This is a genomic window from Phaeobacter porticola (assembly GCF_001888185.1).
Taxonomy (GTDB): Bacteria; Pseudomonadota; Alphaproteobacteria; order Rhodobacterales; family Rhodobacteraceae; genus Phaeobacter; species Phaeobacter porticola.
The window spans coordinates 57,054-70,805 of sequence record NZ_CP016368.1; the positions used below are offsets into that span (position 1 = coordinate 57,054).

Here is a 13,752-nt window from a genome sequence, read left to right on the forward strand (position 1 = left end):
AAATACACCAAAGACCGCACATCAAGCGGCCTTTGGTGTCTGTCACCACATGTCGCGGATCACTCCGCCGGGGTTTTCTGCGTGATCAGTTCACCCAGCACCTGCTCCAGCGCCGCCGCGTCGCCACCGCGCAGGCAGGTCAGCGCGGTTCGTGGCAGGCAGCGTTTGGCGCGCAGCAACGGGGTCACCGGACGCTTGCTGTCATGGGACAATTCCGCACTGATCAGCCGCGCGCCCAGGGCATCGCGCAACCGCGCCACATGGGCCAGGTCCAACGGATGGTCGCCATGGATCGCATAGATCCGGGCGGCCGTGTCACAGCCCGCACAGCCATCGCGGTAGGCGCCGCTCCAGTCCAGCTTGCGCGCGGCCGGAAAACGGATCTCGCCGGGGATCAGATCCTCGGCCAGGGTGGTGATCGGCTGCAACGCCACCACGTTTTCCGCGCCGATCAGGTCGGCAAAAGCCATGGCGCCAAAGGCCCCCATGCCGGAGCCCAGCACATGCACCTTGTCAAACCCAGCCATCCAGGCGCGGGTGTCCGGTGCCTGGAAATACTGTTCCAGATCCAGCGGACGGTACCAGTTCTGCTGATGCGGCAAGACCGACAGCACCGCATAGCCGGCTTTGATCAGGAAACGCTCGCCAAAGCCCGGACGCAAGGGATCCTTGCGGTCCAGCGCCTGACCTGCCCCTTCAAAGGTGACCACCAGCTCGCGCGCGCCCTCCGGGTGCAGCCGCCGCATGGCATAAGACGGGGTCAGCGTGGTGGTGGGCCACAGCCCCTCCGGCAGCACCTCGTCCGGGGCCTGCGGGCTGCGGATCGCGCCCAGATGGCCTTGCCGGTCCACCGCAGGCACCGGCTGCGGCTCGTCGGGCACGATGGTGTCGACCTCCAGCCCGTGTGCGGCCAGTGCCGCCACATATTCGGCGTGGCGCTGGCGATAGGTCGCCTTCATCGTGTCCAGCATCTCGGGCGACAGATATTCATCCAGCACCGCCTTCAGCCCCTTGCGCATGAATTTCTGCGTGTTCAGCGCCGGCAGGCCGAAATGTTCGGTCAGCTCGGCCACCCGGTTGTCATGCTTGAGGAAAATCGCCGGCTGGCCCGCCTGCAGGGCCGCAACCCCGCCGTGGAAGCGGTCGCCGATATAGACATCATGCAACATCGCCGCCTGCCGCCAGGCGCCAGCTTCGGAGAAGTAATAATAGCGGTTGAAATCGACCTTATGGCCGCATTTGCGGCTCAGCCAGCGGTTCAGCTCTTCCGGCTGGGCAATGTTATTGCCCTCATTATAGCCAAAGCGGTCCTTGATGAATTTGCCATAGCCAAAGATCTCATCCTGGAACACATAAGAGGCGTCGATCTTGTCGAACGCCTTGGCCAGTTCGGTGCCGCGTTCGACAATCGCCCCCTCCCGCATGGAGAAATGGCCAGCGGTCATCACATTGGCCTGCCGTCCCTTGGCCTGGGCCGCGGTGCCGTCGATGGCCAGGATCGACTGCGGATAGACATAGAGACTGGGACAGCCCAGCACGGTGGTGTTTTCCAGCCCGTTCTGCGCCAGCCACTCTGCCGTCTGGGTGCCGCGCACCCCAAACAGGTTGGCCCGTTCATTGAGCAGCGCCAGAAGATCGCGGTTGCCCGGCATCAGGTCCGTGAAGGCATGGCTGCCCTGCATCCCGGCGCCCAGCACCACAAAAGGCACCCGCCCATCCAGCGCCTCAAGCGCAGAAAACAGCCGAATGCCATCGTGGTTGGGGCGAATGAAATTGGCCAGCGACACCACGATCATGTCGAAATGCTCGGCGATGGTCTCGGCATAGCCCTCACCGAGGTTCTTCTGCAGATTGGCGATATTGCCCACCGCCGACCCATCCGGGTCCTTGCGCAGGCTGCGGGCCGGGGCTTCGGCGTGGATGATATTTCCGCGATTCCCGGTCAGCTTATGCGCCGGTTTCAGACCGAACAACGTGTCCGTCACCGTCGGCGGCACCCCCAGGATACTGGACAGCGCCGGATCCGGACGGTGGACCGAAAGCACAGGAGCATGGAAAAGGATTCTCATATATCACCAGATGTTACTCGCCATAGCCTCCGCAAACGGATGGTATGGCCTATTGAAAATAGGGGGTCGGCAACCGCGCTTTTGCGCCTCCGGCAGCCGCAGCCCCCGGGATTGCTGCGTTGCGCGCATGTTAGCGCCGTGACCTCTGGGAACAAGCCCGGAAAGATCCGGCCCGCCCTTGCAGGTGAAACCCTGCCCAAGCCTGCGCCTGCCGCTTTTCAAAGGGTTGCGCCTGCGGCGCTCTCGCGGCATGGATAGGATATGAAATTTCTCTTTGTGCACCAGAACATGCCCGGCCAGTACCGGGAGATGATCCAGTGGCTGGCCGATCAGGGCGAGCATGAGATCGTGTTTTTGACCCAGCGAAACGATGTGAAGCTGCCCGGCGTCTCCACCGCGACCTACAAAAGCCATCACCAGCCCGCTGCCGATGCCTATGGGCTGTCCAAGGATTGGGAGGCGGCGGCCGGCAATGGCATTGGCGCCGCCCTCGCCGCGCGCCAGCTGGAGGCCAGAGATGGTTTCAAGCCCGATATCATCATCGGTCATACCGGCTGGGGGGAGCTGACCTTTATGAAAGAGGTCTGGCCGGATGTGCCGATTATTGGCTTCTTTGAATATTTCTACCGCACCACTGGCGGGCTGGTGGGCTTTGACCCGGAAAATCCCCCCGGCGAACACGCAGGGTTCTTTGCCCATGCCCGCAACACCGTGCCCTTTGCCAATATTGATGTGGTCGATCTGGGCCACAGCCCGACCTATTGGCAGCGCGACCGCTTTCCCAAAAGCTTTCACGACAAGATCTACGTCAGCCATGACGGCATCCGCACCGACCGGCTGCAGCCGGATGCCAAGGCCAACATCGGTCTTGGCCGTCTGCCCAAGCCGCTCAGCCGCGACGATGAGGTGATCACCTATATCGCCCGCAATATGGAACGCGCCCGTGGTTTTCACGTGATGATGCGCGCCCTGCCCAAGATCCTGTCGGAACGCCCCAATGCGCGGATCCTGATGATCGGCGGTAATGAGACCTCATATGGGCGCGAAAGCACCCATCCCGCAGGTCTGCGCGGCGAGATGGAGGATGAGCTGGGCGACAGCGTCGACTGGAGCCGGGTGCATTTCCTCGGCCGGGTGCCTTACGGTGATCTGTGCAAGATCATCCGCATCAGCCGCTGTCATATCTATCTGACCATGCCTTTTGTGCTGAGCTGGTCGTTGCTGGAATCGATGTCCATGCAGGCCACGGTGGTCGCGGCTGATGTGGAACCGGTGCGCGAGGCAGTGACCCATAATGAGACCGGCATGCTGGTGGATTTCTTTGATCCCGACGCGCTGGCCAATCAGGTGGTGGATGTGCTGGCCAATCCCGGCGCCTATGCCCATCTGGGCCCCAATGCCCGCGCCCATGTGGTGGAAACCTATGATTTCCTGACCCGCTGCATGCCCGAGCACGCTCGCCAGATCAACGCGCTCTTGCCCGCCAGCAAGCAGCTGAAGATCTGACCCCTCACAACAGAGAATACCGGTCACGGGATGATCTGCGTCGACCAGACGCCCAGCCCCCCAGCATGAGCCCATGGCCGACGCAGTCCCGACCTGCCCAGTCCCAGCACCTTGCGGGATCAGGACAGGAATTGCTCCGACGCCCAGATCGCCGCCTGAGTGCGGTTCTTGGCCCCGACCTTGCGAAAACAGGTGCGCAGATGCACCTTGACCGTGGCCTCACAGATGCCCAGCTCATTGGCGATGGATTTATTGGTCGCCCCATCGATCAGCTTGGTCAGGATCAGCCATTCGCGCATCGACAGCCCGTGTTCCGCCGCCGAAGGAGGCATCGCCCGCAGGCTGCGCTCATTTGGACTATCCAGGCTTGGCGCTTGGCTCAGGACCGCTTCCGAAGACCTGGACGCAATCCCCTTGTTAGAGCCTGAATTAGATATATTGCCGTTGATTTGATACCCCGAATCTGTCGCCTGGCTCTCTCCAGTTCTGCCCTCTCCAGTTCTGCCCTGTCTGGCGGGCTGGTCACGGCCAGAGACGGTCACATCCGCCGCGCGCAAGGCCGCCGATATATCCGATGGCACAATCCGATAGCCACTTTGTACCACCCGCAGGGCCGCAATCAGCGCATCCGCGGATTTGCGTTGCGGGATGACCGCTTCGGCGTAGGCGCTCAGCGCGTTTTGCATGCTGGTGGAACATTCACGTCCCATGATCAGGATCAACAGGGAGGCGTCATTGCCCTCTTTGAACTGGCGCAATTCCTCCACCAGCTCCGGTCCCGTTTCATGGCTGTAATACAGAACCAGATCGTCCAGCCCCAGGCCTGACAGCGCCGAAAGCTCGTCGCAGCAGGTGCCGATCTGGTAGTTGTTGCTCTGACAAATCGCCAGAAACATGTCGCGCAACAAGCGACTTTCGCCCACAATATGCACAGGCATGATATACCCCCATACTCTTAAAAAAGCTGATCAATACACGATCAGATCGTCTTAACGGATGACCACCAAAACAAAATGGCACCAGGTGTATGGCGGATTTGGAACGTCCCGCCCTACCCTTCACGACATCACTGCAACCCCCGTCACAGATGGCACCGCAGTCTTGTTTTTCTTACCTCTCTCCTGTCCTTCTGGTCAGATGATGGTCGTTAAACGACCCAGCCACCAATCCTGTGGCCATCGGTCTTCTGCCCGACCGTTCTATCAAAATCATTGGCCCAAATGTCTTGGACCCCTACCTCAGAAATTGCAGCCTAGTGTGGCGCTGCACCGATGTACGGTCCTGAGAAAATAACCCGAATCTCTATGGTTTTGTTAAAAAACTTACCTCTTGTCGTCATGTTGGCGCCATCAGGATCTCAGCCTAAAGCGTTGTTTTTCAAATATGCTTTTGATTTATCAACAAGAATATCCTCAGAGAGGCGTTACCCGGATATGTGGATAATTCTTAATCATGAGGCTCTTTTGATAGGTTAAATCAACTTCCACGTGTTTTTTTCTTGCGTGCCTTCTCGTCAAAGATAGAATCATCCTTCATTTGTCGGGGTTTCCTCCGGCGCCCTACCCCCTCTGAGGTAGACGCCTGCGCCCGGATACAGCCGCAGGCGAAACCTCGCCGATGTGTAACCTTATGAAATAAAACTGTTTTCATAAATCCCTTTCGACGCCGCCTTGTGGGCTCGCTGCGAGACACACCTATATATTGATTAAAACACAATGACCTGTGGATTCACGCCGGGGTTGATCACACCTAGTGGCCCCAGCCCCCCAAACCACCCCGTCCGAAGGCGTACGCCCTCTGCGCAATTTGACGGCGGCGGCGATATGCTAGGCTTGTTCATATTCGTTTTGATATGCCGGGGGGCAATATGAATGTGTTCGGGGGCACCGTGATCCACACGGGCGAGATCGCTTTTGCGCGATCATTTCAAAGACAAGTTTCATCCATCACCACCACTGCCATAGCTGAAATCGACTGTATCGGACCCGCGTCTGCCGGACCAAGCCGTTTGCTGGTGACCACCTGCGAGACGGGCTGTGAATCTCAGGCCCGTGAATCTCAGGGCTGTGGATCTCAGGCAGGTCTGGTGCAGGGAAGCCGCAGCAAAGGCACGCTGCAGGCCCTGCTGCGCAGCGGATCCCTTTGTCACTGCACGCAGCTGCATGATCCGCAGGAAAATCCCAACAGCTGGCCCGACTGGCTGGATCCCGCCGCGCTGCGCGCGGATGCATCTGGTCACCGGTCGGGCCGCTGGGTGGTGTTTTCCTGCCGCTTTGCCGATGGCAGCGAGGACCGGGTTGCGCTGCATCTGGAAGGCAGCCAGCATGATGCCCATTGCATCGAAATCCTGCCTGCGATCTGGCCATTGGCCCGCGAGGATGCGCTGCGCGAGATGCTGACCAGCACGCCGGAGGCCAGCACCACGCCCGACACCTCCGAGGCGATGCTCTGGACGATTTCCACCAAAAGCGACAGCGCGGTTCTGGTGCTGGATGCCTCGGGCCGGTTGCTGGATTGCAATGATGCCGGTTGCGACATGCTTGCGGCTGGCAATCTTTTGCACAACAACGACGGCGTGTTGCGCTGTGCCAACAGCAGTGAGACCCGCGCCTTTTATGCGGCAGTGCAAAGCTGCGCCCGCACCTCCGCCGAGCACGCCTCAGAGACCTGTACCGGCAGTGCCAATCAAGAGCTGATCCTGTTCCTTCAGGACACCACATCGGGGATGCGGCTGCCGGTCTCGCTGACCTGCTATCTCTGCGCCGACACCCACCGGGCGCTGGTGGTGGCGATCCTGCCGCGCCAGCCGGATCAGCAGCGGATCGAAATGCTGGCCCAGAAAATGGGGCTCTCCCCCTGCGAAGCACGGGTGGCCGCCCTGATCCAGCTGGGGCTGTCCAACCGCGAAGCCGCACATATCGCGGGCATCAAGGAACAGACCTTCAACACCTATGCCAAAAGGGTGCTGTCCAAGCTTGAGGTCGCCGGGCGCACCGAAATGGCGCAGCGGCTGACCTGGCAATCCTCATTGGGGAGAGCGTCATGAACAAAGTGACCCACGAAAGCCTCACCCAGGGGCCACCCGCACCGGTCGCGCCAACCCAGGCCTCGATTGGGGCTGCGGCCCTCGCCACACAAGAGCGCCGCAGCTCTTACACCACGGCCAGCGCTCAGAATTCCGATGACGGGGAGCCTGTCCCTGCATCGCAAACGCCAGCCGAAACCGGATTGGAGAGTCCCACGGACACCATAGAGACAGACAGCACGGGGACTAGCCCAGCCAAGACAGCGGCACCCGCTGCCGGCCCCGCAGGTCAATCCGACCCATCACAGGTGGGCGAATTGGCAGAAGGATCATCTGGCGGACCCCAGGCTCAGCCAACCTCCGCCGCAGGCCTCGCGCCCGCCGATCTGGATCAGTTGGCCGCGCATCTGCGCGGCGGCAGCCAGCCGCTTGCGGGACGCGGCGATCTGATCGAATTGCACAAGCGGATCACCGCCATGTTTGCCACCCTCAACGACGGTTTGGGCGAGATGTACACCCAAAAGGCCGCAGCCGATCGCAAGGCGCTGAACGCCCGGATCGACACGCTGGAAGAGGCGGTGAACCGGATGGAGGGGGCGCTGCGCATCGAACTGGAGCCGGTGTTGCGCAAAAGTTTTGCCAAGGTGATTGCCGAACAGTCCAATACCGGTCGTGGGCTACGCCAGAGGCTGGCCGGCGCTGTCAGCCGTGGCGGGTTTCTGGCCCTGATCCTGGCCCTCGGACTGGCCGCTGGCACGCTGTATCACAGTCGGATTGCATCTGCGGCCAGCACCGCCTGGGCCGAGGCCCAGATCCACTGGGCGAGCTTTGCTGATTTCGTTGAAACCACAACAGCTGATCCTGATCCACAACGGGATGAAATCATATCTGATTAGGCTCTAACAAAGGAAAAAGAGTCTACTCTCTTCCGGAGGCGCTGCGCCAGATCCTGGCAGCAAGCCTGTCCCAAATATCTGCCCGGGTCTGGGCTTTCGTGCCTGTTCCACATGTCTTTGCACGGTCATCCACCCAGTCTTGGCACAGCGCTTCCGGAAACCAACAATTTAATATGAATTTGTCCCCATTTGGGGGCATCCGCCCCGCCCGATTTGCGGTGCACTCATCATCAGAGACCCAAGCGGTCTTGTGTCACTGGCCAGGTCCCACACCCATTTTTCCCTGGTCAGGTTTCTAAAGGGGGCGGGTCGCGTCGGGGGGCGCAACACACTCCCGGTATATTAATTAGGAGGATGTTTAAGATGGGTAGACCAGACGACAACCCAGACTGGGAAGTTTGCAATCCTGAGTGCGAAATCGAATTCAGCGATGACAAGTTCTCACCAAATTACAACGATGGCACCACCGAACGTGGTGGCACCGACGGCAATATCATCAACCTGAACGACCACGACGCTGGCGACAACGCTGCGGCCGGCGGCGGCAATGACGCCGTCTATGGCAACGGGCGCAACAACCGGCTCGATGGTCAGTCCGGCCAGGACTATATCGAAGGTCGCGGCGGCGATGACGCCATCAATGGCGATGGCGGTAATGACACCCTGTTCGGTGGCAATGGCACCCATCAGACCCGTGACGGGAATGACTGGATCGATGGCGGCGATGGCTGCGATTACATCGACGGTGAAAACGGCAATGACTCGCTGCTGGGCGGCAAGGAGCAGGACACTGTCTTTGGCGGCAGTGGCAACGACCAGATCTTTGGTGATGACGGCGACGGCAACGAGGACAACGGCGATGCCGGTGACTACCTCTACGGCGATCTCGGCGACGACTGCATGGACGGCGAAGGTGGTGACGACTGCATGTGGGGTGATCAAGGTCAGTCCGGCGAAACCAGCTACGACGGCGATGACACCATGTATGGCCGTGGCGGCAATGACCGGATGAACGGTCAGGGCGGCAACGACCGGATGGCAGGTGGTCTTGGCGACGACCTGGTGATCGGTGGATCCGGCAACGACGAGATGTTCGGTGACGAACGCCAGTCGCAGAACGACGATCTCGACTTTGGCGCGGACAGCGGTCCGGTTGGCAAAGGTCCCAATGAAGATGGCCATGACTGCATGTTGGGTGGCGAAGGCCATGACACCATGGATGGTCAGGGCGGCCGTGACACCATGTTCGGCGAAAACGGCGACGACCTGATGCAGGGCGGCCGTGGTCGCGATCTGATGGACGGTGGTGCCGGACGTGATGACGTCAATGGCGATGCTGGCAAGGACACCATCCGCGGCGGCAGCGACAATGACGTTCTCGAAGGCGGTGCCCAGGGCGACCTCATCTTTGGGGACCATGGCCGGGTCAAGGCCGGGTATGACATCGACTGGAGCTGCTGCGATGACGACGACAAAGCCGTCGCGCAATCGCATGCTGGCAGCGATGAAACCAATCTGCGCGATGTCGACTGCCCCGACTGCTACACGCCTTACGACTATGGTGAATCCGGCAATGACCGCATTCGCGGCGGTTCCGGCCATGACACCATGTACGGCGAAGCCGGCAATGACGTCATCATCGGCGGTCGTGGCTTCGACGAAGGCTACGGTGGCACCGGACGTGACCGTCTCTATGGCAACCAGGGCAATGATACGCTCTATGGCAACGAAGGCGACGACTGCGTCCACGGCAATGTCGGCGACGACCTGCTATACGGCAACTCTGGCAACGACACCGTCAAAGGCGGCGATGGCGATGACCTGATCTATGGTAACAACCAGGCCGATACGCTGTATGGCGATGCAGGCGACGACACCATGTATGGTGGTCATGGCAATGACCTGATGCACGGTGGCACTGGCAATGACGTCATGAGCGGCGGCGACGGCAAAGACACCGTCAACGGCGATGATGGCGACGACCTGCTGATGGGTGACAATCGCGCCGATGAGCTGAACGGCGGCAATGGCGATGACGTTCTTCTGGGCGGCAATGGCAAAGACGACCTGAATGGCGACAACGGCGACGACTGCCTCTATGGCGAAGTTGGCGATGACGATCTGGATGGTGGCCGTGGCCATGACTTCCTGGATGGCGGTGAAGGCAATGACACGCTGCATGGCGGGGCCGGCAACTTCAACGACTACCTGAAAGGTGGCGCGGGAGATGACGATCTGACCGGTGGCAACGGCAAGGATGTCTTCATCATCGACCTGGAATGGGATGGCACCTCGTTTGTCTCCGGTGATGGGATCGACTGCATCAATGACTTTGATATCGACGAAGACCACGACGTGCTGGCCTTCCGCGTGACCAATGTCGGCGATGGGATCGGAACCTCGGCACAGGATGCCTTTGCGGCACTGAATGACGGGGCCGCTTCGGTCAATGACGATGGCACCGACACCACCATCTCTGCTGGTGGGGCCACCGTGATCATCAAAGGTCTGACCAATGTCAACGGCTACAGCTCGCTTGGCCAGGACGCTCTGCCTTCGGGTGGCGTCGGGATCAATGCGGTCACCACCGGTGATGCCGGCAGCTACGAGGCGATCCGTGTCGTGACCAGCGATGACGGCTTCGATGACAGCTACGACAACATCTGGGGTCACACCATCTGAGCCATAAGGAATGACCCTCCCGGGTGGCGGCCGCCATCCGGGGGGGTCTAGCCCTGGTTCAGGACAGCGATTTGGTCCCCGGCCAAGGATTGCCACCTTGGACCAGGGCGCTGATCTGCCAGCTTCAGTAACTTCACATCGTGCAACCGGGGGGTCACGGGTATGAAGACGAAACGGGTCTTTGACGGACAACGGGGTGTTATCACCTCAATTTTTGTAGCGAGTATCTTTGTTAACCTGCTTGTCCTGACAGCGCCGCTGTACATGTTGCAATTGTTTGCCCGGGTCATGGCTTCGGGCAGCATGCCAACCTTGATTGCTTTGACCACCGGCGCGTGTATCGCGCTGGTGTTCTTTTTTCTTTTTGATGTCATTCGCCAACGCCTGGTCGCCCGCCTCGGCTCGCGGCTGGAAGCCCGGCTCAGCCCGGTTGTCCTGCAAGGGATGATCAGCGGCAACCTGCCTGCGCAACTGCGCACCGCGGAACCGATCCGCGATATTCAGGACTTGCGCGGCTTTGTCACCAGCCCGGTGTTCATCGCGCTTCTGGATGCGCCCTGGTCATTGTTGTTCATCGCGTTGATCTTTGTATTCAGCCCGATCCTGGGGCTGGTGGCGGTGGCCGGGCTGCTGCTGTTGCTGGGCCTTGGTGTGCTGAGCGAACTGATGGGGCGCGGACCGGGAAAAACCTCGGAAGAGGCTGCCCGCGAAACCAATGCTGCAGTTGACGAAATGATGGTCAATGCCGAGATCATCCACGCCATGGGCAAGACCAGCGCCCAGATCGGCCGCTGGCGCGGACGCGCCTTTACCGCCATTCTTTTTGGCACCTTGGTCACCGACCGGGTGGCGCTGATGACCTCGCTGGCCAAGGCCGTGCGCATGGGGCTGCAAATCGCGGTGCTGGGCGTGGGCGTGGTGCTGGTGATCAACAACCAGCTGACCCCGGGTCTGATGATTGCCTCCTCGATCCTCTTGGGGCGGGCCGCCGCCCCGGTGGAGCAATCCATTGCCGGCTGGCGCGCCCTGCTGAAGGCGCGCAGCGCCAAGGACCGGCTAAACCTGCTGCTGGCCCATGCCGAGGACACCAGCGATCGGATGGAACTGCCCGACCCCACCGGGCGGCTGTCGGTGGAAAATGCCACTGTGGTGCTGCCGGGGCGGCAGGATCCGCTGCTGCTGGATATCACCCTGTCGCTGCAACCGGGCCATGCGCTGGGTCTGATCGGCCCGTCGGGCGCAGGCAAGACCACATTGGCCCGCGCGCTGGTGGGGCTGCAACCGCTGGTGCGGGGACATGTGCGCATTGATGATGCCGCCCTCACCGATTGGGACCCTGAACAGATTGGCCGACATATCGGTTTCCTGCCACAGCAGGTGGATTTGTTCCGTGGCAGCGTGGCCGAAAACATCGCAATGATGGATCCGACATCGAAACCCTCGGATGTGGTGGCGGCCGCCAAACTGGCACGGGTGCATGAGCTGATCCTGACCCTGCCCGGTGGCTATAACGCCGAGGTCGGCCCGCGCGGCAGTTTCCTGTCCGCAGGTCAGCGCCAGCGCATCGGTCTGGCGCGCGCCTTCTTTGGCGAGCGCAAGCTGATCGTGCTGGATGAACCCAATGCCAATCTCGACCCCGAGGGCGAAGAGGCCCTGGCCGCCGCCATCGAGGAGGCCTGCGCCCGGGGTGCCATCGTGGTGGTGGTGACCCACCGGCTCAACCTGTTGCGCCGGGTCAGCCATGCCGCCCTGATACAAGAGGGTCGGATTGCCCGCTTTGGCGAGGCCCGTCAGATCATCGAGGCCGCCGCCCAGCCGATGAGCCGGGCCCAGGGCGATCCCAAGGTGACCAATCTAGCACCGCGCCGGGCAGCCCAAAATGGCACCAATGCAGAGGCCGGCGCCACAGAAGGAGCCCAGTCATGAGCCGCAGCGACAGCCGAGATCTGGCCCCGCGTGCCACCAGCGAGATTGAAATGAGCCGGGGTTTTCAGGACCTGATGCCGGATGGCTTTGCCCTGCCCCGCACCCCGCCCACCCGTGTGCGCCAATTGGTGATGTGGATGCTGGTCTGTGGCTTTGGCCTGTTTGGCGGGCTGGTATTCTGGGCCACAAAGGCCGAGATGACCAGCGCGGTGGTGGCCCCGGGGCAATTCACCGTGGCGGGGGATCGGCTCAGCGTGCAGCATCTGGAGGGCGGCATCGTCCGCGAAATCAATGTGGCCGAGGGCGATATGGTGGCCGAAGGGGATGTGATTGCGGTACTGGACGGGCGCCGGATGCGCGCCAGCCGCGCCATTCTGATTGGTCAGCTGACCAGCCTTCTGGCCCAGCAGGCGCGGTTGCAGGCGGAACTGGCCCAGGCGGATGAGGTTGAGATCTCCGCAGAGCTGGACCAGTTGATGGCAACAGATCCACAACTGGTCTCGCTGTTCAACGTGCAGCGCGATGTTTTTCACAGCAACCGCGCATTGTATGATGGTCAGGTCCAGATCCTGCGCGACCGGGTTTCCCAGCTGGGCAAACAGCTCAGCGGGCGGCAGGCCCGGCTGACCGCGGTCGAGGATCAGCTGACGCTGATCAAGGGCGAGGTTGCCGATCTGCACAAGCTCTATGAAAAAGGCCTGGTGCCCAAAACCCGGCTCAGCGATCGGCGCCTGCAGGAAACCGGGTTGATGGGCACCTTTGGCGCGCTGGAAAGCGACCATGAGAACATCCAGATCCGCGTCGCCGAAACCGAAGAGCGCATTCTGCAGGTGCACCGCGACACCGTGAACCGGATCTCCAGCGAAACCCAGCTGGTGCAGGAACGCATTCTGGATCTGCGTCAGCGGCTGGATGCGGCGGAGGATGTGCTGGAACGCCAGACCATCCTTGCACCACGGGCCGGCCGGGTGGTGGAACTGTCCATCAACACCCTGGGCCAGGTGCTGAACCCCGGCGAGAATGTGCTGGAGCTGGTGCCCTCGGGCAGCGATCTGATTGTCGAAACCCGTGTCTCGCCCACCGACATTGACGAGGTGGTGACCGGCGGGCAGGCCCGGGTGCAGCTCACCGCCTATAGTTTCCGCTCGACCCCGCCGGTGATGGGCGAGGTGGTGATGGTGGCCGCCGACAGCATTGCCGATCTCAACACCGGGATTCCCTATTACCGCGTTCACATCCGCATTCCGCCCCAAGCGCTGGCGGCGCTGCCCAATGTCAAAACCCTGCCCGGCATGCCCGCGCAGGCGATGATCGAGACAGGCCGGCAGACATTGGCGGATTACCTGCTCAGCCCGGTGCTGCGCAGCATGTCGAACGCCTTGAAAGAGGGGAATGGCTGATCAGGGATGCGCGGCCGGTAAGACGTCTGGCGTTTCATACCTGGGGGGGCCTGATCATCCATCCTTTCGTCCCGCCTGGCCCCTGGCCGGGCGGGTCTTTATGTGGCCAAACCGCTTTCTGGCGGCGTGCTGAAAATTAGGTCCGGTTCGGACCAAATGTTTCGCGTGCGAAACATTTAGACAGGAATGCTGACCTATATTTGAGAGCATATGCGGCTCTGACAAAGGAGCCGGCCTCCCGCCCTGCC

General features: G+C 61.1%; 8 protein-coding genes. 6 read left to right on the top strand and 2 right to left on the bottom strand.

The window, feature by feature from the left end; genetic code table 11:
* Positions 1–59: 59 nt before the first annotated feature.
* On the bottom strand, positions 60–2,069 hold the full coding sequence (locus PhaeoP97_RS19800) for a polysaccharide pyruvyl transferase family protein (protein WP_072506954.1): 2,010 nt from the start codon (positions 2,067–2,069) through the stop codon (positions 60–62).
* A 261-nt stretch (positions 2,070–2,330) separates the two neighbouring features.
* Between PhaeoP97_RS19800 and PhaeoP97_RS19805 the strand changes: the two genes are divergently transcribed.
* Complete coding sequence (locus tag PhaeoP97_RS19805; protein ID WP_072506955.1) at positions 2,331–3,575, top strand: glycosyltransferase family 4 protein; 1,245 nt, start codon at positions 2,331–2,333, stop codon at positions 3,573–3,575.
* A 119-nt stretch (positions 3,576–3,694) separates the two neighbouring features.
* Here PhaeoP97_RS19805 and PhaeoP97_RS19810 read toward each other — a convergent pair whose 3' ends face one another.
* Positions 3,695–4,513 carry a helix-turn-helix transcriptional regulator gene (locus PhaeoP97_RS19810; protein ID WP_072506956.1) on the bottom strand — a complete coding sequence of 273 codons (819 nt, stop codon included), beginning with the start codon at positions 4,511–4,513 and terminating at the stop codon, positions 3,695–3,697.
* A gap of 929 nt (positions 4,514–5,442) precedes the next feature.
* Here PhaeoP97_RS19810 and PhaeoP97_RS19815 point away from each other — a divergent pair.
* The 5 genes from PhaeoP97_RS19815 (at position 5,443) to PhaeoP97_RS19835 (ending at position 13,504) form a co-directional block, all read left to right on the top strand.
* A complete protein-coding gene (locus PhaeoP97_RS19815) occupies positions 5,443–6,621 on the top strand; it encodes a helix-turn-helix transcriptional regulator (protein WP_072506963.1) in 1,179 nt (392 codons plus the stop codon).
* The gene (locus tag PhaeoP97_RS19820; RefSeq protein ID WP_027246749.1) at positions 6,618–7,496 is read left to right on the top strand and encodes a hypothetical protein; all 879 of its coding nucleotides are present in this window, start codon (positions 6,618–6,620) and stop codon (positions 7,494–7,496) included. Before PhaeoP97_RS19815 ends, PhaeoP97_RS19820 begins: the two co-directional genes overlap by 4 nt.
* A gap of 363 nt (positions 7,497–7,859) precedes the next feature.
* On the top strand, positions 7,860–10,178 hold the full coding sequence (locus PhaeoP97_RS19825) for a calcium-binding protein (RefSeq protein WP_072506957.1): 2,319 nt from the start codon (positions 7,860–7,862) through the stop codon (positions 10,176–10,178).
* A 162-nt stretch (positions 10,179–10,340) separates the two neighbouring features.
* Positions 10,341–12,104, top strand: a complete 1,764-nt coding sequence (locus tag PhaeoP97_RS19830; RefSeq protein WP_072506958.1) for a type I secretion system permease/ATPase — start codon at positions 10,341–10,343, stop codon at positions 12,102–12,104.
* The gene (locus PhaeoP97_RS19835; protein WP_072506959.1) at positions 12,101–13,504 is read left to right on the top strand and encodes an HlyD family type I secretion periplasmic adaptor subunit; all 1,404 of its coding nucleotides are present in this window, start codon (positions 12,101–12,103) and stop codon (positions 13,502–13,504) included. The genes PhaeoP97_RS19830 and PhaeoP97_RS19835 overlap by 4 nt, the downstream gene beginning before the upstream one ends.
* Positions 13,505–13,752 lie beyond the last annotated feature (248 nt).

Bases quoted from the DNA above. Each gene is read 5' to 3' on its own strand.
- PhaeoP97_RS19800 (WP_072506954.1), bottom strand. From the start codon at position 2,069: ATGAGAATCCTTTTCCATGCTCCTGTGCTTTCGGTCCACCGTCCGGAT.
- PhaeoP97_RS19815 (WP_072506963.1), top strand. From the start codon at position 5,443: ATGAATGTGTTCGGGGGCACCGTGATCCACACGGGCGAGATCGCTTTT.
- PhaeoP97_RS19835 (WP_072506959.1), top strand. From the start codon at position 12,101: ATGAGCCGCAGCGACAGCCGAGATCTGGCCCCGCGTGCCACCAGCGAG.
- PhaeoP97_RS19805 (WP_072506955.1), top strand. From the start codon at position 2,331: ATGAAATTTCTCTTTGTGCACCAGAACATGCCCGGCCAGTACCGGGAG.
- PhaeoP97_RS19825 (WP_072506957.1), top strand. From the start codon at position 7,860: ATGGGTAGACCAGACGACAACCCAGACTGGGAAGTTTGCAATCCTGAG.
- PhaeoP97_RS19820 (WP_027246749.1), top strand. From the start codon at position 6,618: ATGAACAAAGTGACCCACGAAAGCCTCACCCAGGGGCCACCCGCACCG.
- PhaeoP97_RS19830 (WP_072506958.1), top strand. From the start codon at position 10,341: ATGAAGACGAAACGGGTCTTTGACGGACAACGGGGTGTTATCACCTCA.
- PhaeoP97_RS19810 (WP_072506956.1), bottom strand. From the start codon at position 4,513: ATGCCTGTGCATATTGTGGGCGAAAGTCGCTTGTTGCGCGACATGTTT.